This window comes from Pseudolactococcus laudensis (assembly GCF_013449735.1).
GTDB classification, from domain to species: domain Bacteria; phylum Bacillota; class Bacilli; order Lactobacillales; family Streptococcaceae; genus Pseudolactococcus; species Pseudolactococcus laudensis.
The window spans coordinates 54165-77428 of sequence record NZ_JACBNY010000004.1; the positions used below are offsets into that span (position 1 = coordinate 54165).

The 23264-nt window shown below is 39.0% G+C and carries 20 protein-coding genes, 3 pseudogenes and 1 riboswitch; of the genes and pseudogenes, 1 reads left to right on the forward strand and 22 read right to left on the reverse strand.

Annotation, left to right across the window (positions count from 1 at the left end):
• Positions 1-88: 88 nt before the first annotated feature.
• The 17 genes and pseudogenes from nifJ to HZR21_RS03805 form a co-directional block, all read right to left on the reverse strand.
• Positions 89-3633: pseudogene (nifJ, locus tag HZR21_RS03735) on the reverse strand (pyruvate:ferredoxin (flavodoxin) oxidoreductase).
• A gap of 166 nt (positions 3634-3799) precedes the next feature.
• Positions 3800-4239: pseudogene (locus HZR21_RS03740) on the reverse strand (flavodoxin).
• A 63-nt stretch (positions 4240-4302) separates the two neighbouring features.
• Positions 4303-4860 (reverse strand): ECF transporter S component, encoded by a 558-nt coding sequence (locus HZR21_RS03745; RefSeq protein ID WP_180746510.1) that lies wholly within the window; start codon positions 4858-4860, stop codon positions 4303-4305.
• Between the two features lie 59 nt (positions 4861-4919).
• Positions 4920-5054 (reverse strand): hypothetical protein, encoded by a 135-nt coding sequence (locus tag HZR21_RS11885; RefSeq protein ID WP_259276382.1) that lies wholly within the window; start codon positions 5052-5054, stop codon positions 4920-4922.
• A gap of 46 nt (positions 5055-5100) precedes the next feature.
• Complete coding sequence (locus HZR21_RS03750; protein ID WP_180746511.1) at positions 5101-5355, reverse strand: iron hydrogenase small subunit; 255 nt, start codon at positions 5353-5355, stop codon at positions 5101-5103.
• A gap of 17 nt (positions 5356-5372) precedes the next feature.
• Positions 5373-5510: pseudogene (locus HZR21_RS12135) on the reverse strand (4Fe-4S binding protein); the annotation flags it as partial.
• Positions 5511-5522: 12 nt separating this feature from the next.
• Positions 5523-7247 carry an NADH-ubiquinone oxidoreductase-F iron-sulfur binding region domain-containing protein gene (locus tag HZR21_RS03755; RefSeq protein ID WP_281366878.1) on the reverse strand — a complete coding sequence of 575 codons (1725 nt, stop codon included), beginning with the start codon at positions 7245-7247 and terminating at the stop codon, positions 5523-5525.
• Positions 7248-7311: 64 nt separating this feature from the next.
• Positions 7312-7827 (reverse strand): NADH-quinone oxidoreductase subunit NuoE family protein, encoded by a 516-nt coding sequence (locus HZR21_RS03760; RefSeq protein ID WP_310592548.1) that lies wholly within the window; start codon positions 7825-7827, stop codon positions 7312-7314.
• Between the two features lie 301 nt (positions 7828-8128).
• Positions 8129-8719: a 3-isopropylmalate dehydratase small subunit gene (leuD, locus tag HZR21_RS03765; RefSeq protein ID WP_180746513.1), complete on the reverse strand. Its 591-nt coding sequence runs from the start codon at positions 8717-8719 to the stop codon at positions 8129-8131.
• Entirely contained in the window at positions 8719-10092 is a 1374-nt protein-coding gene (leuC, locus tag HZR21_RS03770) for a 3-isopropylmalate dehydratase large subunit (RefSeq protein WP_180746514.1), read from the reverse strand. Before leuC ends, leuD begins: the two co-directional genes overlap by 1 nt.
• Before the next feature lie 36 nt (positions 10093-10128).
• Complete coding sequence (locus HZR21_RS03775) at positions 10129-10401, reverse strand: DUF1294 domain-containing protein (RefSeq protein ID WP_374940018.1); 273 nt, start codon at positions 10399-10401, stop codon at positions 10129-10131.
• On the reverse strand, positions 10398-11435 hold the full coding sequence (gene leuB / locus HZR21_RS03780) for a 3-isopropylmalate dehydrogenase (RefSeq protein ID WP_180746515.1): 1038 nt from the start codon (positions 11433-11435) through the stop codon (positions 10398-10400). The genes HZR21_RS03775 and leuB overlap by 4 nt, the downstream gene beginning before the upstream one ends.
• 48 nt (positions 11436-11483) lie before the next feature.
• Positions 11484-13049: a 2-isopropylmalate synthase gene (locus tag HZR21_RS03785; RefSeq protein ID WP_180746516.1), complete on the reverse strand. Its 1566-nt coding sequence runs from the start codon at positions 13047-13049 to the stop codon at positions 11484-11486.
• 594 nt (positions 13050-13643) lie between these two features.
• The gene (locus tag HZR21_RS03790; RefSeq protein WP_180746517.1) at positions 13644-14822 is read right to left on the reverse strand and encodes a TPM domain-containing protein; all 1179 of its coding nucleotides are present in this window, start codon (positions 14820-14822) and stop codon (positions 13644-13646) included.
• A 177-nt stretch (positions 14823-14999) separates the two neighbouring features.
• The gene (locus HZR21_RS03795; RefSeq protein WP_180746518.1) at positions 15000-15818 is read right to left on the reverse strand and encodes an amino acid ABC transporter substrate-binding protein; all 819 of its coding nucleotides are present in this window, start codon (positions 15816-15818) and stop codon (positions 15000-15002) included.
• 35 nt (positions 15819-15853) lie between these two features.
• The gene (locus tag HZR21_RS03800; protein WP_180746519.1) at positions 15854-16489 is read right to left on the reverse strand and encodes an amino acid ABC transporter ATP-binding protein; all 636 of its coding nucleotides are present in this window, start codon (positions 16487-16489) and stop codon (positions 15854-15856) included.
• 8 nt (positions 16490-16497) lie between these two features.
• Positions 16498-17133: an amino acid ABC transporter permease gene (locus tag HZR21_RS03805; RefSeq protein WP_180746520.1), complete on the reverse strand. Its 636-nt coding sequence runs from the start codon at positions 17131-17133 to the stop codon at positions 16498-16500.
• Positions 17134-17259: 126 nt separating this feature from the next.
• Here HZR21_RS03805 and HZR21_RS03810 point away from each other — a divergent pair, with 126 nt between their 5' ends.
• Positions 17260-17778: an FKBP-type peptidyl-prolyl cis-trans isomerase gene (locus HZR21_RS03810; RefSeq protein WP_180746521.1), complete on the forward strand. Its 519-nt coding sequence runs from the start codon at positions 17260-17262 to the stop codon at positions 17776-17778.
• Positions 17779-17852: 74 nt separating this feature from the next.
• Here HZR21_RS03810 and mgtE read toward each other — a convergent pair whose 3' ends face one another.
• From mgtE to pyrF, 5 genes are all read right to left on the reverse strand, one after another.
• Positions 17853-19214, reverse strand: a complete 1362-nt coding sequence (mgtE, locus tag HZR21_RS03815; protein WP_246307794.1) for a magnesium transporter — start codon at positions 19212-19214, stop codon at positions 17853-17855.
• Between the two features lie 199 nt (positions 19215-19413).
• Positions 19414-19579, reverse strand: a riboswitch (M-box (ykoK) riboswitch).
• A gap of 325 nt (positions 19580-19904) precedes the next feature.
• The gene (locus HZR21_RS03820; protein WP_259276381.1) at positions 19905-20660 is read right to left on the reverse strand and encodes an ABC transporter permease; all 756 of its coding nucleotides are present in this window, start codon (positions 20658-20660) and stop codon (positions 19905-19907) included.
• Positions 20657-21370, reverse strand: a complete 714-nt coding sequence (locus tag HZR21_RS03825; protein WP_180746523.1) for a hypothetical protein — start codon at positions 21368-21370, stop codon at positions 20657-20659. The genes HZR21_RS03820 and HZR21_RS03825 overlap by 4 nt, the downstream gene beginning before the upstream one ends.
• On the reverse strand, positions 21358-22269 hold the full coding sequence (locus tag HZR21_RS03830; protein WP_180746524.1) for an ATP-binding cassette domain-containing protein: 912 nt from the start codon (positions 22267-22269) through the stop codon (positions 21358-21360). Before HZR21_RS03830 ends, HZR21_RS03825 begins: the two co-directional genes overlap by 13 nt.
• A gap of 24 nt (positions 22270-22293) precedes the next feature.
• Positions 22294-23244, reverse strand: coding sequence for an orotidine-5'-phosphate decarboxylase (pyrF, locus tag HZR21_RS03835; RefSeq protein ID WP_180746525.1), 951 nt, complete (start codon positions 23242-23244; stop codon positions 22294-22296).
• Positions 23245-23264 lie beyond the last annotated feature (20 nt).

The window sequence follows — 23264 nt, forward strand, 5'->3', positions numbered from 1 at the left end:
TTCTAGTAGTCGTTCTTCTATTATACCATAAAAAAATCGCCAATTTAGGCGATTTTCGATTATCAATAACCAAGATAGTTAACAAGCATTAAACTTTACTTTTTTTATAAGCTGCGAGACGGTTATAATTCTCACTTCGCTCCGTCATTGCTTCGACTGTATGATGTAACATATCTTGAACTTCTTGTTCATCTTTCTTAACGCTACGTAAAGCAGAGAAACGTGTTTGTTGCTCAAGGAAATCTGACATTTTGCTGAAGTCAGCTTTTTTGTAATCAATTCGCATCGGATCTTTACCTTTAGCAGCTAGGCGTGGATCATAGCGATAAAGTTGCCAATAGCCAGACTCAACAGCATCTTTTGATTCCTTAATGGTTTGACTCATGCCACCACGTAAACCATGATTAATACAAGGTGTGTAGCCGATAATTAAAGAAGGACCAGGATAGTTTTCTGCTTCTTGAATCGCTTTAATGGCTTGCATTGGATTGGCTTCAATGGCAATTTGCGCCACATAAACATCGTTGTAAGCAATCGCCATCATGCCCAAATCTTTTTTCTTAGTCTTCTTACCACCAGCTGCAAATTTAGCAATCGCAGAAGTTGGTGTGGCTTTAGACATTTGACCACCAGTATTGGCATAAAGCTCATTATCCATGACTAGGATATTGACGTCTTCATTCGTCGCAAGCAGATGATCAATCCCTGCATAACCAATATCATAAGCCCAGCCATCGCCACCGATAATCCATTGACTTGGTTTCACTAGCATATCTTCATCAGCTAAGATAGCTTGTAATCCTTCATTTGTTTCAGTTTTCAAGGCAGCAGCGAGTTTGCTCGCACGTTGCCGGCTACCTTCACCCTCGTCTTTATTAGTCAACCAATCTGTTAGCAAAGCTTTTGTATCATCTGACCCAAGCTCTGCTGCAAGCGCTGCAGTCACTTTATTGGCTAATCGATCTCGCTTAATTTGATTCGCAACATGCATCCCTAAACCATATTCAGCATTATCCTCAAAAAGCGAGTTACTCCATGCCGGACCTTGCCCTGCGTCATTTGTCGTATAAGGTGTCGCTGGCGAAGAGGCTCCCCAAATAGACGAACACCCTGTCGTATTCGCAATCATCATGCGATCCCCATAAAGCTGCGTTAACAGCTTGACATAAGGCGTCTCACCACACCCACTACAAGCCCCTGAGAACTCAAGCAATGGTTTTTCAAACTGAGAGCCCTTAACTGAGAATTTCTTGACAGGATTGATTTTTTGACTCAAGGTCATGGCAAATGCCCAGTTAATAGCTTGTTCTTTTTGTGCATCGTAAGGCTTCAATGCCAAGGCTTTTTCTTTAGCTGGACACACTTCAACACAGAGTCCACAACCAGTACAGTCCTCAAGTGACACCTGAATCCGATATTGTAAGCCATCTGCGCCACGCATTTCTCGTGTAATAAAGCCTTCCGGTGCTTCATTAAGTTCTGCCTCATCAGCTAGGAACGGACGAATCGCAGCGTGCGGACAAATGAAGGCACATTCGTTACACATGGTACATTTATCAACTGACCATTCAGGTACTTCTAAGGCGACACCACGTTTTTCATAAGCAGATGTTCCCATTGGCATAAAGCCACCTAACATACCGTTGTCAATCAAATCGCCAACTGATAAATCGTTACCTTCTTGACGGTTGATTGGCTCCAAAATATTTGTGATATAACTTGGTTTTGTTGCTGTATCAGCTTTTTCTTCTGGCAATTCAAGCGTTGCCCATTCAGCGGGTACTTCGACCTGAGTTAGGGCATCAAATGTTGCGTCAATCGCCTGCCAGTTAATCTCAACAATTTTCATTGTTTTTTTTTGCCGTAAGCAGCCTTGATTTCATCTCACATCAGCGGCAAAAATGTGTCTCTGTCCATAATGGTCGACAGTTCAAAGAAAGCTGCTGACATAATCGTATTAATTCGACCCTGCAAGCCTAACTTTTGCGCAATTCCTGCGGCATTGATTGTATAGAACTTGATATTGTGTTCGCCCAAATAACGTTTCAGTCGTATTGGCAAATGTTGTTTGACTTTTTCTTCGTCCCAAACAGTATTTAAGAGGAAAGTACCGCCGTCTTTAAGCCCTTTAATCAAGTCATACTTATGCAGATAGGCGCTGTTATGACAGCCGATAAAGTCGCTACGGTCCACATTGTAAGTCGATAAAATCGGTTCTTGTCCAAAACGGATATGAGAAATTGTCAAGCCACCTGATTTCTTAGAATCATAAGCAAAATAGGCTTGTGCATAATAATCGGTGTTGTTACCAATAATTTTAATGGCTTGTTTATTGGCACCAACGGTACCGTCTGAGCCAAGGCCCCAGAATTTAGCTTGGAAAGTACTATCTGGTGTTAAGTCAAGGATTTCTCCCATTGGCAATGACAAGTTCGTCACATCGTCTACAATACCGACCGTAAAGCGTAGTTTCATCTGTTCAGCTGGCACTAACATATGGTCATAAACGGCTACAATCTGGTCTGGTGTGATGTCTTTTGAGGCGATACCATAACGACCACCAATAACAATCGGACGATTTTCATGACGATAGAGGACACTTTGTACATCTAGTAAGAGTAGCTCACCATCTGAACCAGGTTCTTTCGTCCGGTCCAAAACAGCAACAGTTTTCACCGTTTTTGGTAATTTGTCAAGCAAGTTTTCTGCAGGAAACGGGCGATACAAATGGATATTAATATGCCCAACCTTGCGACCTTGTTTGTTCAAATAATCAACTGTTTGTTGGATAGTCGGTGAAACTGAACCCATTGAAATGATAACTTCTGTCGCTTCTGGGTCACCATAATAATCAGTCAAGTCATAAGACGTACCACGCAAATCATTGATTTGTTGCATATATTTTTGAACAATTGCAGGCATCCGGTCATAAAATTGATTAACCGTTTCACGTTGTTGGAAATAGATATCCGGATTTTGTGCCGTCCCTGAAATACTCGGATGATTTGGATTCATCCCTTGCGCTCGGAAATCAGCAAGTGCCTCCCAATCCACCATCGCCTTCAAATCTTCGTAATCTAGAACTTCAATTTTTTGCAACTCATGGCTGGTTCTAAACCCATCAAAGAAGTTCATGAAAGGCAACTTACCTTCGATACTTGCCAAATGCGCGACAGCTGATAAATCCATTACTTCTTGAACACTCGCCTCTGCCAGCATACAAAAACCTGTTTGACGCGCTGCCATCACATCGCTATGGTCACCAAAAATACTAAGCGCATTTGTTGTCACAGCACGCGCCGCCACATGAAAGACGCTCGGCAATAACTCACCTGCAATTTTGAACATATTAGGAATCATCAAAAGCAGACCTTGACTGGCCGTATAAGCCGATGTCAACACACCTGTTTTTAAAGAGCCATGGACAGTACCTGCTGCACCACCCTCACTTTGCATTTCAATCACGCGAACAGGCTCACCAAAGATATTTTCTTGTCCTTGCTCAGCCCACTCATCCACATATTCTGCCATTGTCGAACTTGGCGTAATTGGATAAATTGCAGCAACTTCTGTAAACGCATAAGAAATATATGCCGCAGCAGCGTTCCCATCCATTGTTTTGGTTTTTTTCATTTATTTTCACCTCTTTTAAGCGCTCAAACCGATACCTCAAAGGCATCAATCCTTATACTTGATATATTTTACCCCTACATAAGGCTTACGCCAATGCGCGAGATTTTGATTAATCGGCTTTGATTTGTCAAAAAGTTTAAGACGCTTAACTCTTCAAATTCATCGTTTACAGTAAGGCAGCAACAAAAGCTTTTAAAGTATCAATGTCATCATCCTCAGCGGCATTTTCAATTTTCACCGTGTCTGCCCCTTTTGTTGCACCAGTTGCTTCAAAAGCTTTTTCAAAATCAATCGCTGCTTGGCAAAACGCATCTGGATAAAGTTCACTATCACCACTACCTACAACGCCAAATACTTTACCTGATAAATCAATCTCTGGTAGTTCTTCATAAAATTCTTGCAAGTTAAATGGTATTTCTCCGTCTCCATCAGTGTAGGTGGCAACCACACAAACATCTGCATCTTCAAAGACGTCTTCGTCTACATCATCGTCTGCATCGATAACCTCTACTTCAGCATCTAGTGCTTGGAATTCTTCCTCTAAAATTTCTGCAATGCCTCAGTGTTTCCTGTTGTGCTTGAAAATACGATTTTTACAACTGTCATGTGTTTTACGACCTTTCTTATTCTTTCAAAAATGTGTTCATGTTGTTTGATGTGTTTATAGATTTAATTTTTTTCTATTGATTGGATAGCTTTGACCAAACGCGGCAAGATAAGCATGGCAATTACACCACCAATCACTGCAGTGATTAACTGGGGCATGCCAAATTGCGCAAGTAAGGCAACTTTGATTTGTGGTTTTTTGGCTACAATGCCTTTTAGCATGACAGGTAAGATATACCAAGCAACAGCTAAATATAGAAAAGCAAATTTTGCAAGTGATGAGACAATCGTAGCTACAACATAGCTAATCAAAGACTGTACTACCTTGACATGGCGAACAATCAGCCACCACAAGATAACAAAAACAAGATTACCAACCGCCACAACAGGAGCTAAAACTGGCATTGCCAGATGTCCTGTTACGACTGCTAGCAGTGGGGTAAAAATACTGATTAATATGCCCGCTGGCAAACCAACTAAAAGAGTTGCAACTACTAAAATTAAATTAACAATTGACCCTTTAATTAGAATATACTGGGGTCCCACCATTAAATACTCAACAACGACAATCAGAGCTAATAAAACGGCTGTTTGGGTAAGCGTTAAGGCTTTTTTACTCATAATTATTCGATAGCTCACATGTCTTGAAACTATCTTTTACCTCTTTCTATTTAGATTACTTAGACACTAATATCTGCTTGCACAGAAGGTTTACTTAAAATTCTAGACTGGATAGCCATACTGAGTTGTTGCAGTTCTAATTTTGTCAATTCTCCATTTTTAATCAACGCTAATGTTTTTTCAAAATCTGACATCTTTTTTCCTCCAAAATATTAAGTGATACTTGCTTGACGAGATTGCCTATTCTTCTATAAGATTAGGATTTTGAAAACTCGTATGCAAGATATGATGTGCTTTATGACTACCTGGTTTTTCAAGAAATTCTTGATAAATCCTTTGTAGGACAGGATTTTCGTGCGAACGGCGCAAGCCTTTTCCACGGTCCTCAACATAGAGTGCTTGTGCGCGCTTGGACTGCAAATCCACGAAATTCCTAACAGAACCGGGCTGTACGGGTTGTCCGCCACCATTGACACAACCACCAGGGCAGGCCATGATTTCAACAACTCCTTCTAGACAATGTTAATCGAATCAAAGCGACAAGTGTCATAACATACGCCACATTTAATACAGATTTCTTGGTCAATTTCATGCACTTTTTTGACCTCGCCATTTATCGCCGCTACCGGACAATTTCTAGCGCAAGCTGTACAACCTGTACATTAATCAGGTTGAATCTCATAGCGAATGAGATTCTTACAAACACCTGCCGGACACCGTTTGTCTACAACATGTGCGACATACTCATCCCGGAAATAACGTAGAGTTGACAGGACTGGATTTGGTGCAGTTTGTCCTAAACCACACAAGGAATTGCCTTTGATATGGTCACAAAGCTCTTCCATTTTATCTAAATCTTCTAGTGCCGCTTTACCCATGGTAATCTTGTCAAGTATTTCCAGTAAACGTTTGGTACCAATACGACAAGGCACACATTTGCCACAGCTTTCCTCAACTGTAAATTCAAGGAAGAACTTGGCAATATCAACCATACAGTTGCCCTCGTCCATGACAATCAAACCACCAGAGCCCATCATCGAGCCGATTTCAATCAAATTATCATAGTCAATTGGAATATCGTAATGTTGCATCGGAATACAACCACCAGATGGCCCACCTGTTTGTGCTGCCTTAAATTGCTTACCATCTGGAATACCGCCACCGATATCTTCAACGATTTCTCTTAATGTGGTGCCTAATGGAATTTCAACCAATCCTGTATTTTCAATTTTGCCACCAAGTGCAAAAACTTTGGTTCCCTTGGATTTTTCAGTCCCCATACTTGCAAACCATTCCGGACCCTCAAGAATGATTTTCGGAATATTAGCATAAGTTTCGACATTATTGACAATCGTCGGTTGGCCAAACAAGCCTTTTACTGCAGGAAATGGTGGTTTTGGTCGTGGCTCCCCTCGACGTCCTTCAATACTTTCAAGAAGGGCTGTTTCTTCACCACAGACAAAGGCACCCGCGCCTAAACGTAAATCAATATCAAAATCAAAGCCTGTGCCAAATATATTTTGACCAAGTAGACCTAATGCTCGAGCTTGTTCAATTGCAATCTCTAAGCGTTCAACAGCGGTGGGATATTCTGCACGAACATAAATATAGCCTTGATTGGCACCAATTGTAAAGCCTGCAATCGCCATTGCTTCAAGAACAGCATGCGGATTTCCTTCTAAAACAGAACGATCCATAAAAGCGCCTGGATCTCCTTCATCTGCATTACAAATGACATATTTCTGATCTGAAACACTCGCCTTAGCAAATGCCCATTTTCGAAAAGTTGGAAAGCCTCCACCACCACGGCCACGCAATCCTGAAGTTTCTAAAATTTTGATGATATCGTCTGCCGTATAATCGTTGACAACTTTAGCTAAGGCTTGATAGCCATCAAAAGCGATATAATCTGAGATTTTTTCTGGATCAATTCGACCACAGTTATCAAGCGCTACCCGTTTTTGTTTATGATAAAACGGTGTATCCATTAGCTTATTGACAACTTCTTTTGTTTTATGATCATGATATAAGAGCTTTTCAACATACTCACCCTTTATCAAATGCTGATTCACAATTTTCTTGGCATCTTTTGGTTTAACTTGATGATAAAAAACACCATCTGGATAGACGATAACAATCGGTCCTTGCGCACAAAGTCCAAAACACCCCGTCCGAACAACATTAACCTTATCCGTCATGTCATTTTTAGCTAGCTCTTCTTTTACAGCTGCGACAAAATCATCACTTTTTGAAGAAAGGCATCCCGTCCCTGCACAGACCATGATCTCAAAATCAAACGGGTGATCACCCGCTTCTTCCATCCGCATAGCGACAGATTGCCGATTGACATTTCGTAAATCAGTTAATTGCTTCCAATTTTTGATCAAACCTACTCACTCCTTTCTGCGATTCCACTCCGTGAAATCTTGAAACTTAACCTGAAACTGAACTTTAAACACCCGACGCTTCCTTTTGGTAAGTCGCAAGAACCTTTTCACTTTTCTTTTTGTTTAATCGGCCATAAACTTCTTCATTAACTTTTAGTACAGGCGCCAAACCACAAGCACCTATGCAACGACAAGACTCCAAAGTAAATTTTTTGTCTTCTGTCGTTTCGCCAGACTTAATAGCTAATAGTGTGGATAAATCATCCAAAATATCACCAGCACCTTTAACGTAACAAGCCGTTCCCATACAGATGCTAATCGTATACTCTCCTTTTGCTACAAAAGAAAATTGCGAATAGAATGTTGCAGTGCTGTAGAGTTCTTCTAATGGCACATCTAAAGCCTTTGCCATTCGTTCTAACAATTCTTTTGGTAGATAGCCATAAATCCGTTGCGTTTCCTGCAATAAGGGCATCTGTGCCCCTCGTTGGCTTCCTAATCGTGATAGCGCCATTTCAAATTCTTCTTTTTGACTTTCTGTTTCAACAAAATCAGCTTGAACAATTTTTCTTTCAATCACTACTGTTACTCCCTTCATGATTATCAACTAATGACCCGTCAACTTACCAAGTTTCTCAAACAGAAATTTGGCAAGCGCTTACATTTTTTTGTATAGGTTTATTATATCACTTTTTTGCCACTTTTCTATTACTTTTTTTATTTTAATCGAAAAAAATAATACCCTTAATCGCAATAGTAGCAAGGTTTTGTCGGATGTGTTTTACATTTTAAGTTTATCTTGCTATGTTTTTTTATTAGAAAAATATCAAAAAAAATAACAAAAACTCTCTATCAAAAGATAAAGAGTTTAGTTGGTCATTTTATTGCCAATAGGCTGGTCTTTGCTTCTCATAAGCGGTAATTAGTTCTTCATATTGTAACGTAATGCCAATATCATCAAGGCCATTGACAAGTTTTCGCTTCCATTCCGCATCAATGTCAAAAGTAAAATCACCTTTTGATGTTTTGATGACTTGATGAGGCAAATCAATCTCAATCGTTTCATCTGGCGATAAAGCTGCTAGAATTTCACGAGTTTCTATAGGTTGCACAATAGGGAGAATCCCATTTTTTAGCTCATTATTATAGTGAATATCGGAAAACGAACCAGCAATTACTGCGCGAAAACCATAATCCTTAATCGCCCAAGCCGCGTGTTCACGAGATGATCCAGAGCCAAAGTTATCCCCTGAAATCAAAATCGTTGCCTGACGATATTCCGGATGATTGAGGATAAAGTCAGGGTTTTCTGCCTCACCATCACTCAGATAACGCCATTCAAAAAACATATTTTTACCAAAACCTGTTTTATCTGTTGCCTTCAAAAACTGTTTGGGAATGATTTGGTCGGTATCAATATTATCATTCATCAGTGGCACGGTTGTGCCTTTATAAACTGTAAATTTTTCCATTAGGCAAGCACCTCCCGTGCGTCTACAAATTTGCCATTGATAGCAGCTAGAGCTGCCATGACCGGACTACAAAGGTGTGTCCGCGCGCCATGGCCTTGACGTCCCTCAAAGTTACGGTTGGACGTTGACGCACAATGAACGCCTTCTGGCAAATGGTCAGGGTTCATACCCAGACACATCGAACAACCAGGCTCACGCCATTCAAAGCCAGCATCTATAAAGATTTTATCCAAACCGAGTGCTTCCGCCGCTTTTTTTACTGGGCGGCTGCCTGGCACGACAATAGCTGTCAGCTTATCAGAAATTTTGTGACCTTTGACGATCTCAGCAGCCAGTTGTAAGTCACTGAGACGGGCATTAGTACAAGATCCGATAAAGACATAACCTAGGTCAATATCACTTGGCTTACCGCCTGGTGTTAAATCCATATATTGATAAGCACGTTCATCATTGAAGTCTTTGATTTCTGGGAACGTTTCTGTAAATTCAATCCCCATTTCCGGGTTAGTTCCCCAAGTTACCATAGGCGCAAGTTTTGAGACATCAATCGTGATAACTTTATCATAGACGGCATCCTCATCAGACGGCAAAGTTTGCCAGTCTGCAATTGCTGCAGCCATATCTTTCGGTGCGAAATCACGACCAGTCACATAATCATACGTTTTTTGGTCTGGATTCATGAGCCCAATTTTTGAGCCAAATTCAATGGCCATATTACAAATCGTCATGCGTTCTTCCATTTCAAGTGCCGCAATCGCCTCACCTGTATATTCAACAGCATAACCAACGCCAGCATCAACCCCATGCTTAGCAATCAAGGCTAGGATAAAATCCTTAGAATAAACCCCGTTAGCAGGTTTGCCAACAAAGTTAACTTTCATCTGTTTTGGTTTCACTTGCCAAAGTGTTTGTGTCGCAAAAACATGCTCAACTTCACTTGTGCCAATCCCAAAAGCAATAGCTCCAAAAGCCCCGTTTGTCGCTGTGTGAGAGTCACCACAAACAACAACCTTACCAGGTTGTGAATTTCCAGTCTCAGGTCCCACCATGTGAACAATCCCTTGACGAGATGACCCATGCGTCGCAGCATCAATCCCGAATTCTTCGACATTACGCGCTAACGTATCAATTTGATTTTTCGAAATCAAATCTGAGATATTAAAAATATCAACCGTCGGTACATTATGGTCAGTTGTCCCAAAAGTTAAATCCGGACGACGAACTTTCCGACCAGCATCACGCAAGCCTTGAAAAGCTTGTGGGCTAGTGACTTCATGAATCATGTGGAAATCCACATAAAGCAGTTGTGGTTCACCAACTTCACCCGTAATCACATGACGCTCCCAAAGTTTATCAAAAATTGTTTTTCCCATAAAATACTTCCTTCTATTTAACTAACGCAACATCATTTACTTTTTTAAGATGAACACGATGACCAAAATATCCAGTATCACACCTAACCACCAAACGACTTGGAAATACCATTTTCTCGTTTTATGGTGGCAAATGTGTGCTGAAATAATAGCTCCGATACCCCCAAACATGAAGGATGAGAATAACAAAGTCTTTTCGCTAATTCGCCAGAGCCCACGCTTGGCACGACGTTTGTCTTCAGTATAGAGCCCGAAAACCACCAAATTCCAAAGAATAAGTAAGCCTATTAAAACATTTTTTATCATCATAAATTAGCAATAATCGCTGCTGTCATTTCTGATAAACTCGCTGTGCCGCCCAAATCTTTTGTTAAAACACCTTCTAGTAATGTTTTATTGACTGCATTTTCAATGTACTGAGCCCCAGCTGTTGCTTCAAAACTTTCACGTAACATCATAGCCACTGACAAAATCATAGAGATTGGATTAGCAATGCCTAACCCCGCTATATCAGGCGCTGAGCCGTGGATCGGTTCATAAAGACTGGGACCATTAGCCGCATGAGAGGCAGAGGGCATAACGCCTAAAGTACCTGGGAGCACGCTTGATTCATCTGATAAGATGTCGCCAAATAGGTTTTCTGTGACAATGACGTCAAAATCGCTAGGATTAGTAATCATTTTCATAGCAAGGCTGTCAACAAGTGCATGCTCAAGAATCACATCTGGATACTCTTTTGCGACATCCTCAGCGACGATACGCCAGAGTTTCGAAGTCGCAAGCACGTTTTGTTTATCAACTGAGGTCACTTTCTTACCACGACCACGCGCAATCTCAAAAGCAATCTTGATAATTCGCTCAATTTCTTCATATGTGTAGTCATTAATGTCACGCGCACTACGGTCATTCAAGGTATGTTCACCGAAGTAGATACCACCAGTCAACTCACGGACAACCACAAAGTCAACCCCTTCAATAATTTCTGGTTTAAGGGGTGACAAGTGTTTGAGGGCTTCAAAAATTTGTACGGGTCTGATATTGGCAAACAGACCTAATGCTTTACGTAGGGCGAGCAAGCCTTGCTCTGGTCGAACTGCTGCTTCATTGTATTGTGGGCCACCAATGGCTGCTAAGAGAATCGCATCAGCCTCTTTTGCAGTCGCTAAGGTTGCTTCTGGCAATGGATGTCCTTCAACATCAATGGCCGCACCGCCAAAGTGTTGCGCATCTACTGTATAGTCAAAATTAATTTTCGGTGCAACAGCTGCTAAAACTTCCAGACCCGCTGCCATGATTTCTGGTCCAATCCCATCACCTGCTAAGGTTACAATTTTTTTTGTCATGTTTCTTTTCATTCTTTCTACCTATAAGGAGACTTAGCTTACACTATCTTAGTCTTCTGGATTTGCTTTTTCAGAAATTTTTCTAGTAATAATCCCTGCATTTTCACGTTGAACCAAAGTGTTGGCATTAGCATAGGCGATAGCACTCGCCCGTAAGACATCAAAATCAAGTCCATTAGCATTGAAGATTGTGCCCGTGTCATTATTTTCAACAGTAACATGCACTTCTGCCTGAGCATCAATCCCTTCAGTTACTGCGATAATATTATAACTATCGAGTTTAACAGACTGATTGAAGAATTGATCGATAGCATTGAAGGTTGCCTCTACCGAGCCACTACCATTAGCAGTTGTTTCGATAATTTCTTCCCCTTCATTTTTCAAGCTAATGGTCACCGTTTGTGTGCCATCATCATTAGAACTGATGAACAGGTTATCAAATTGGAAACCTTCTGGATTTTCTACTGTCGTTCCAGCGACTAATGCACGAATATCAGCATCAGTGATCTCATGTTTCTTGTCAGCCAGAACCTTAAATTTAGAAAAGAGCTCTTTCATATCATCTTCTGTTACCTCGTCAAAGCCAAGATCCTGAAGTTTCGTCACAAAAGCATGACGACCTGACAGTTTACCCAATGGCAGAGAGTTTTTCTTAACCCCAACCAGTTCAGGGGTGATGATTTCATAGGTTTCAGGATTTTTAAGAACGCCGTCTTGATGAATACCAGACTCGTGTGCAAAAGCGTTACCACCAATAACTGCCTTATTTTTCGGAACTGGAATCCCTGAAAAACGCGAAACCATTTCAGATGTTGCAAAAGTTTCACTAAGGACAATATCTGATGATGCTTGGTAGTAATCCTCCCGAATTTTAAGTGCAACCGCAACTTCTTCTAATGCTACGTTACCTGCTCGCTCTCCGATCCCATTGATCGTACCTTCGACACGACCCGCGCCACCTTTGATTGCTGCCAAAGTATTGGCTGTCGCCATTCCAAGGTCATCGTGACAATGGGGGGTGAAGATGATGTCTCGATCAGATGTGACATTTTCAATCAAGAATTTGAAGGTCTCATAATATTCCGTCGGTGTTGTGTAGCCGACTGTATCGGGGATATTGATGTAGGTTGCCCCCGCATTCACCGCTGCTTGAACTGCTTTGAGGAGGAAGTCTTTCTCCGTCCGCGTCGCATCTTCTGGTGAAAATTCAACAATATCAACGAGACTTCTAGCATACGTTACATGTTCCGTGATTGATGCAATAACTTCATCCGGTGTCTTTTTAAGTTTATACTGCATATGGACTGGACTTGTCGCGATAAAAACATGAATCTGTGGATATTTGGCATTTTTCAAGGCATCATAAGCTGCATCAATATCTGATTTGACAGCCCGAGCCAGACCTGTCACTGACGTTTTCGTTAAGGTATCCGCGATTTGTTTGACTGCTTCAAATGAGTCAGGACTAGCTGCAGGAAAACCTGCTTCAATGGCTGAGATGCCCCATTTTTCAAGTTGTTTGGCAATGGCAACTTTTTCTTTAATTGAAAAGTTGACGCCTGGTGTTTGTTCCCCATCCCGAAGGCTAGTGTCTAAAAATTCTATTTTACGCATAATATTCTCCTTATTTAAGATGTTGAGGCGACTGCTTTGGTGTGTAGAATTCTTTTCCGCGACGAGTAATCGCAGGAGTGAATTAGGAAAAGGCGTAAACGAACAACGTTCGTGCGTACTTTTATCTATTTTCCTAACACCAAGGAGCCGAAACTCAATTATTTAAGATGTTGAGGCGACTGTTTTGGTGTGTAGAATTCTTTTCCGCGACAAGTAATCGCAGGAGTGAATTAGGAAAAGGCGTAAACGAACAACGTTCGTGCGTCCTTTTATCTATTTTCCTAACACCAAGGAACCGAAATTAAATTAAATTGTCTAATAATAGTTGGTAAAAGAAAAGCGTCTCACTTATTAAGCAAGACGCTGAACCTGTCCTACTTGATGAATGAACGCCAAACAGGACACAACAGTAAGAGTAATCTCTTAGCGTGTGCCCTTCACCAACAATCGCAAGTTTGTGTTTGACGTTTTCATTCAATCAACCGTAGAACCTTTCTTATTTTTATTATAGTTTATCGTTTTATAAGACACTTGTCAAGGAAAAAGCAGAAAAATTTTGAATTGTTAGATAATTCCTAGCTTATTTCAATTGCCTTACCAACTGCCAGAGGCACCACCACCTGATGAGAACCCACCACCGCCACCAAATCCAGTCCAAGTATCATTACCAGAATTTGAATCGGAGTTATCATGATCAGCAAAAGCCGTTTGAGGTGCAGCTACTGGATAGAGCAAAGTACCATAATAATAACCGCGCCAGAATCTATCGTGTCTGAAACTATCATTCATGTCATTAAAATCATGATAACGTCTGCTAGGTTTCTTTTTCGTGATTCTAAGCGCCATCTCCTCTTGTTCACGAGGCTTACGGTCTTCCTTATATTGTGCATCCCCTTGCTTGATCAAAGCATCATGCCATTTAAAATTGTCAAGGAACATCTGAACATTTTCAATCGTTGGGGGTAATTTTGTTTCATTAAAAGCATCTGCTAAACTTTCATCTGAAATATATAAGCGTTCTTTCTCAGCGTAAAAACCAAGTTCTAACTCTAAAATTGATAAGACTAAGGCACGGTGCTTTTTAAGGTAGCGTTTTTTGGCAAATTTCCGCCAACTGTTTACACTAAAAAAACTGATGCCACCGCCTAATAAGGCGATAACTGTTCCTAGACCAAATGTTTTCAAATTTGCTAAACGCTTGGCATGCGCTGCCTCTGACTTGGCAATTCGAACACCTAATGATTTAGCAAATGCCTCTTGTGACTGTGGTAATACAACATCCTGACCTACAAGCGCAATCATGTTCTCTGTTATCGTCTCAATCGCTTCACCATAATTGTTTGAACGTAGCATCCTTGTCACATTATCCGTATAAACCCATTTTTTGATGTTGTCTTCATTGACATATTTAGTCTTTTCCCAGCCATCTCCTAATTGAATGCGATACTCATGATCTTTAATCGAAATGAGAAACAGAACCCCTAAATTATGCTGACTGTCACCTATCTGTTTTTTATTGAAAATATCGCGCGCATAATCTTCAACATCATCCCCTTTGAGCGATTCAACCGTCATAATGGCATACTCCAGATGCGCCATTTCACCAGATTTTGTTTGACTCATCACAAGCACGTTCAACATCTCATTCAAATTTTGAACTTGTGATTGATTTAAGACTCCCGCATCATCTTTGACATAGTTCGCCTCAGCATGAGCAACTGTCACACCAAAAGTCATGACTACCATCGTTAATAGCACCAACATTTTTTTCATAGACCGTCCCTTTTAGTTTCCTTTTTTGATTTGTAACTCGCTCATAGCTTGTGATATAGCGATAGCATGGATATGATTACCTAAAGTTTAACAATTTCTCATGATAAACGCAACAATAAAAAAACTCCTCTTATTAACTTTATACGTTAAGTAAGAGAAGTTTTTTTTAGTTATTTTTTATTTTCCTGGATAAACATCTTCAGAGAACCATTTTTCAGAGATTTTCTGGAATTCACCGTCCGCGTGCAGTTCTTTAAAAGCTTTGTTGATACTATCAACTAATTCTTTATCTGATTTGCGTGCGCCAACTGCAAAATTTTCCGAATCATAACCAGTTGACAGGATATTATAGTCCTTAATCTCACCATTTTTAGTCAGATAATAATTCGCGTAAACATTATCAATCAACAAGCCGTCAATGCGGTCAGCTTTTAAGTCTAGTAAAGCTGAGTTAAAATCATCGTATAGCGTCGCATCATTGTCTTTGACAATGTCCATAAGAATCTTAGGTTGTTTGGTAAAGGCATCATAGCCTGAAGACCCTTGTTGAGCACCTAGAGCTTTGTTTTTCATACCTGCAACATCGTCAATTTTACTTGATTTTTTAGTCACGAGTACTTGTTCATTTTTCATGTAAGGATTGGTAAATAGAACTTTTTTCTCACGTTCTTTAGTCACGGAATAACCATTCCAGATAAGATCAATTGAGCCATTTTTTAGCTCAGTTTCCTTCATATCCCAATCAATCGGCTGCATCTTAACTTTGACATCATATTTTTTAAAAACAGCATTGGCGAGATCAATATCAAAACCAACATTTTTCCCGTTTTCATCTTTGAATCCCATCGGAACAAACGTATTATCAAAACCAATCACGACTTCTTTTTTCTTTTGAATCTCAGGCCAGCTATCTTTTTCAGTCTTTTGAGTGCAAGCCGCTAATGTTACAAAAGCTGTTAAAACAGCTACCATCCCTAAAAGTTTTTTCAAGTTCATTTACGTCATTTCTCCTAAAATTTATTTAACTGAAATCAGTCTAATTTAGCATTAACCTTGATGATAGTATCCGCGATTTTCTCGGCAAAATCCATATCGTGGGTGACAACGATTTGTGTCATGCCCAATTTTTTATTTTCCAAAATGAGATTGGCTACTTGATCTCGCAAGGCAGGGTCAAGAGCTGAGGTTGGTTCATCATAGCCGATAATTTTAGGATCAATCATCATGGCACGAGCTAGTGCAACCCGTTGCTTTTGCCCACCTGATAAACTAAAGGGATAGGCATTTTTTTGCTCGATAACTTCCAAGTTACTCAAAAGTTCCTCAGCTTTAGCAATTGCTATATCTTTTGAGACTTGCATGGTTTTCATAGGTGAGAGAATAAGATTCTCTAATACTGTCATATGTGGAAAAAGCTGAAAATCTTGAAAAACGAATCCTAGTAGATTTCGAGTAATCAGTGCGTCTAGCTCAACTGTCTCACCGTCAAAAATAACTTGTCCAGCATCTATCGTTTCAAGACCGGCAAGCATTCTTAACAAGGTTGTTTTACCGCCACCTGAAGGACCGGCAATGGCGACAACTTCGCCACTTGTGATAGTCAAATCAAAACCATCAAAAATCACTTTGTCACCAAATTTTTTAGTAATATTTTTTAATTCTAGCATCTGACCTCCTATTTATAGTAATCAAAGCGTTGTTCGATTTTCTTCGATAGAATGGTCAAAATACCAATAAAAATCAAATAAATCAAAGCTGCCATCATAATCGGTACAAGTGACACATCACGACTCATGGCAATTTTACCTGCCCGCAATAAATCACCAAGTCCGACAACATAAATCAAAGATGAATCTTTTACGAGGGTGATGATTTCATTAAAGACTGACGGCAAAACAATTTTTACCACTTGTGGCATTTGAATGTATCGAATCGTCTGCCACTTGCTTAGTTTCAACACCTTTGCTGCCTCCAATTGACCATTAGGCACAGCCTTAATACCGCCTCGGAATATCTCAGCAAAATAGGCGGCATAATTCAAAGTGAAAGCAAGTAGGGCTGCTGGAAAGCGTGGCAAGGTTGGACCAACCATAGGGAGGGCGTAGAAGATGATGATGAGCTGTACCAAGAGTGGTGTGCCGCGCATCATCCAAACGTAGAGGTTTACGAACCATTTGACGATTGGAATCCTAAGTAGGAAGGCCAAAACCATGCCTAGGGGAATTGATAGGATAAGCGTTAAAATAAAGACTAGAACTGTTAATTTCAGGCCATCCAATAATTGTGGTAAAATTTCTATAATATAGGACATATTCTCTCCATTGTGTAATATATTCAATTATAGCATGATTTCTGAAAATTGTGACAGATTTTCTGATTTATCCCTAAAATAGCTTTTCTTTAGAAAAAATAGGGGAATTATGGTAGAATAATGAGTATGAAAACTAAAAATAATCCTTTATGGCTTGTCCTCCTGGTTGTAGCTTTTGCAGCTATCACTGCGGGACTGGTCTTTGTCGCAAACAAACCAAGTAAAAGCTCAACGGCAGATAAGTCTGCTGTCCAAGCTAAAAACGGTATGCAAGTCTTTACCAAACTCGCCAAAGCTAAGAAATTCGACGCTGCGAAGGTAAAAGAGTTGAAAGTTGAAGAACTTAAAGCTGGAGACGGTGATGTGGTTGCTGAAACTGACACGATTAAAGCCAACTACACGGGTTGGAACGCTGAAGGTGTCATCTTTGACTCAACTAAAAAATCTGCAGATGCACCGCTTACGCCGATTGAGTTTCCATTAACAGGTGTTATCCCTGGTTGGACAAAAGGCTTGGCTGGTAAAAAAGTGGGTGGTATTTACAAATTGACTATGCCAGCAGACATGGCTTATGGTAGTCAAGCACCATCAGCTGAAACATCTGGTCCACTTGAATTCGTTGTCGAAATCCTTTCTAAAAAATAAGATCCCCAACGTTTCAAAAAAAATGACAGGTTAGCTATCCGCTAACCCGTCATTTTTTTGTTTCTCTTATTTATTTAAAAGAAGTGAATAAAAATACCTGCAATAGAGAAGTAGATAAAGACACTGGTTAAATCTGACATAGTTGAAATAAAAGGTCCTGAGGCAACAGCAGGGTCAAACCCTAACCGGTCCATAGCAACAGGTATCAAAGAGCCTGCCAAATTCGCAACAGTAATCGCACAAAACATAGCAACACCAACTGCGAGACCAAGAATCATATTACCTTTCCATAGACTGACTACGATAAAAATCGTCAGGCCAGTCACCGCTCCAGTCACTAACCCCGTCGCAATTTCAGCTAAAATCAAACCAAAGAAGGAGCGATTTTCTTCATCATTAAGTGAAATTCTACGAACAGAGACCGCGAGGGACTGCGTCCCAGCATTCCCGGCTGTTCCGGTAATCAGACTGATAAAAATTGCCAGAACAGAGGCCTTACTCACCAACCCGTCAAAATGGTCAATCAAACTTGCCGTTCCCATTCCCAAAAACAAGAGTGCAACAAGCCAAGGTAAGCGTTTTGCAGCAGATTGAATTGGATTTTGATTGACATTATCGGTGTTAACCCCCGCCAAACCAGAGTAGTCACTTTGCGCTTCATCATCGATAACGTCGATGATATCATCGACGGTAACAATTCCCAACATGATATTATCATGACTAATAACTGGTAACGCAAGCAAGTCATAGTCCCTAAAGTATCGAGCGACTCGTTCTTGTGGCTCTTCAACATCAACTTTAATAATATGTTCATTGACAATATCTGAAATCAATGTATCATCATGAGAAATCAAGAGACTCCGCAAGGAAATCACGCCTAGAAGTTGTTTGTCATTATCCAACACGTAGACATAATAAATTGTTTCGGCATCTTCGGCTGTGGCTTTGATAACCGTCATAGCAGAACTTACAGTTTGATTAGCCACAACAGCAACAAACTCCGTTGTCATCAATGAACCGGCAGTTTCCTCATCATAATGCATGAGGTTACGAATCTCCGTCACATTTTCGGGGGTCATCTGTGAAAAGATAGCTCTGCGTTCTCGTTTAGTCAGATTTGTTAAGATATCTGCCGCATTATCTGATGACATCTCATCAAACATCGCTGATAAATATTCAGGCGAAATTTCCTTGAGATAAGGTTTAATATCAACTTCATCAAAATCAATATTCTCAAAAATCTCTGACAATTCCTGAGGTGATAAAATACTGTAAAGCTCTAAACGCTCATCATCCGTAAAATCCAGATAAAATTGCGTTTGATCATAGATATGGTGATCCAGAAAAGCTTCTCGGAACTCTCTAATTTCATTATGCTCTAGGAGTTCTTGTAAATTTTCGAAAACATCTTGTGTCGTCAAATCTTCATTATTCATTTATGTTAAGGACTCCTTTCTACGATTTCACTTCTTGTGAAATCTTGAAACTTGACCCACGCTAGCGCTCTTACCAAGCGAGGTCACTCGCGAACTTTGGTCCGCTCAAAGTCTTTCCTATTTGTTATTTATGGTACCAATTAAACAAATTAAAACTGTACACCAACCATAAGTTGATGTACAGCTGTTGATTACTTTGTACATTGGCCTATCGTTGAACTTTAGCACTATACGGCGTAAGATAAAATCTAGCTACATTGACATTGACCTTCACGATCACATCTGTTTAACCAACTTGGCGTCTCTCGACATTTCGCGGCTGCAGCATATTTCCAGTATAGGAGCCTCATCTAACAATGATTTTTATTTGAAACAAAATATAGTTATCTATACACTGACAAAGTGGGAATACTCACACATTTTAGGTATTAGGTCTAATCCTTAGCCCTTTGTGTCTTATCAGACTACCTAGATACCATTTTATTGTATCACTTTACATTCTACTTGGCTAGATATTTATATGAGAAAATTTATTTTTTTTACTGAAGTAAAATAGGTTTGGTTGCCGTTCAAAGCATCTGTTATTCCTTGAAATAACATGACAGCATTCTCGTTTTTATCTCTTTCCTAACCCTTATTTTATCAAGTTTAAGAAAAATCTATTTTCAACATAACACTTGATTTCACTGCTTAAGCATCATCCCACTGCCACTTCCTAGTAGAAATTATTTTGAGGCCTCCTAACAACAACACTGTAATCAAGAATATCAAACTTAATTTTATATAAAAAGGGATGTCTAAATCATAATCTAAGTGAAGTGATTGTCTAAAACTATCAACACCATAAAAAAATGGATTCATATAGACAAAAAATCTAAATGGCATCGGGATATGATCAACGGGATAAATATACCCTGAAAAAAATTGAATTAAGGTAAAGATATAAAAAGTCGTTTTGATATTATTTTTTATAACAGCAAAATAAGCAATTATAAAACCGATACAATAACTTTGGATAGTCAAGAGGACTATAATAGATATGACCTCATACAAATTACTTGATAAAAAAGAAAGATGAAAAGCATAGATTGACAGACTAAAAGTTAAAATCGTTGATAAAAAAGAAATTATTATCCATGGTACCATATTCCCAAGCACAATAATATTCGGCTTGATACCTATAACTTGATAATAGTTTCCTCGACCCATTCGCTTTTCTTCCAAAGCATAAATACTGCACATAATCACATTATTACCAATAAACAAGGTCAATAAAAAAGAAGTTAAAACAAAAATAATTTTATTATTTTGCGATGTCTCTGCTATCGTCATGATTAAAAAGGGTAACACTGTCGTCACAGTTCTAATCTGAATAGATAGCGTATCAGTAATGTTTTTAAATAGCAACTTAAATCTGATTTGAGATAAATACAACAGAGATATCATTCATTTCCTACCTTAAAATTTTTACTTGTTACATATAACATCACTGATATAGATAAGAGGAACAAAATTGGTTCAGTCCACGAAATCATCGACTCTCCATTCAATAAAGCAAACGGTAATGCTGTAGGAATTAAATATAAGATTATCGCACGCTGGCCCAAATAATGAATTGGAAACATCACACCTGAGACGATAAACAATATGTCAATTACACTATTGAAAATATTGAACATCTGTTTCCCTTTAAATCTGACTTGTAAGGAATTTACAAAGTTAACAGAGATGAATACGGAAAAAGCTATCGGTAATAGAGAATTAAAGGATAATTGATTCATCCTTACTATTTTTATTATGATTAATACTACAATTAAAATACTATATAGTATCGTATTTATTGCAAATAATAGACAATTAGAAACCATTCTAAAACTATAATAGGAATGTCCTGTCAACTTGATATAAGTCACATAATTATTTTTCAACTCATAATCTGTTATCAAATAACTATCGAAAAAAACAGTGGTGCAGCATGTCCAGATAATCACCGATACAATTATATTATTTTGACCTAGATGTAAGAAATGACCTAGAAAAAGTATTGGGAAAATTAAAGAAAACGGTATTCTAACAAAAGTTTGAATGATATTTTGTTTATCTAATAAAATTTTTTTCGTTAAAAGTAACTTAACAGCACCAATCATTTTATCCATTCTCCACTTTCAATTCTGAACACATCTGATAAATTTGTTGCTCTTGTACCAGAGCGAATAATCTGACCCTGAGATACTTCTATTTCATCTGGACTAACAAACCTTTGAATCAAATTATTTTCTGGCGTATCAGAAAAAAATAATTGTTCTTTTTTTAACAAAGCATCTCGTATATGCTGTTCATTACAAACATCAAAATCAATGAATTGCAATACCTTAGGATATCTATTTAACAGTTCTTTTTTACTTTGAGTGAAAACAACTGAGGCGTCAGCAACCATTGTTACTGTATCAACATATTGACTAACTTCAACCAAGTTATGCTCCACACTAATAATTGTTAAGCCTTGTTTCTGTTTATTTTTCAATGTGTCATACATTCTCCTAGTTTGTATGATATCTAATCCAGTTGTAGGTTCATCAAGAAAAATAATTTTGGGCTCATTTAAAAAAGCACGAATAAAATGTATTTTTTGTAACATACCATTCGAATAAATTGATAACTTTTTTAACAAATCTTGATTTGTCAATTCAAAATCAGCTGCCAGTTTTATAATTTTTTCGGTTGCGGACGACTTTTTAATCCCATAAAGCTTTGCAAAAAACAGACAATTTTCCCAGCCTGTTAACTCTGGAAAAAGTTGTCTTGAATCAGCAGATATATAGTTAATTGATTTTAAATATTGTTTTTGAGTCTTTGAGGTGAGAACTGAATCATTGGCTTTTAAAACGCCTGAGCTAAGTTTATTGAGACCTATCAATGTTTTTAATAGTTGTGTTTTACCTGAACCATTTTTGCCAATAATAATGTGATATGCACCCGGAGCAAAACTAAGATTGATACAGTCTAATTTAAATGTCCCTATCTGTAAATAGCCGTCAATCACTTCAAGATTCATTTTTTCTCCTCAACTCAAAATACTTCACATCAACACTTCATCACTAAAAAATTTACCAGCCTCAATCAATGCTGAATTGATTGACTGATTAAAACTATCAACTGCTTTTAAAATACTAGCTTTCACTTCTTCTTCGCTCACACCGACGGTTTGGTAGGCATAATTAATAGCTCTAGTACATGAGATAATGGCTCCCAGTCCTTTTTCGTTAAATGCTAGCGCTAATTGTTCAACGTCCCCTCCTTGATAGCCAATTCCGGGTACTAAAAATAAACTATTGGGCAATATTTCTCTGAATCTAGCCAAGTCTTTCGCGTATGTCGCACCAATAACTGCGCCAACATCTGAAAAACCGTATTTGCCAATCGGATTTGAGCGGCTATTAATATAATCACAAACTGATTCTGAAATTGATTTCCCACTAGCCTCAGTAATCTGATCCTGAAATTCACCTGAGGAGGGATTACTTGTTTTGACTAATATAATCGTTCCTTTATCATTGCCAATACTTAAATTAACAAATGGCTCTAACCCATCACTTCCTAAGTAAGGATTAACAGTCACGGCATCGACAGCTATAGATGATACCCATTCATCCTCAGTACTTTTATAAAACGCCTCTGCATACGCTTGAGAAGTCGTCCCAATATCCCCTCTTTTAGCATCCGCAATAACAAGTAAACCTCGTTTCTGGGCATACTCGACTGTTTGCCAAAAAGCTGCCACGCCAAAATGATCATATTTTTCATAATAAGCCAGTTGTGGTTTCACTATAGGTACTTTATCAGCAATGGTATCTATGATTAGTTTATTAAATTCAAAAATAGCATGACCAGCACCTTTAGGCGTTTTACCATACATTTTTTCTGCTCTTTCCAGAATGACACTTGGAAACCTGTCCAAGATAAGGTCTAACCCGACACAAAGATGTGATCTTGTTCTAATCACTCGTTCTATATACTTATCTGCAAACATGATTGCTCCTCTTTCATTTC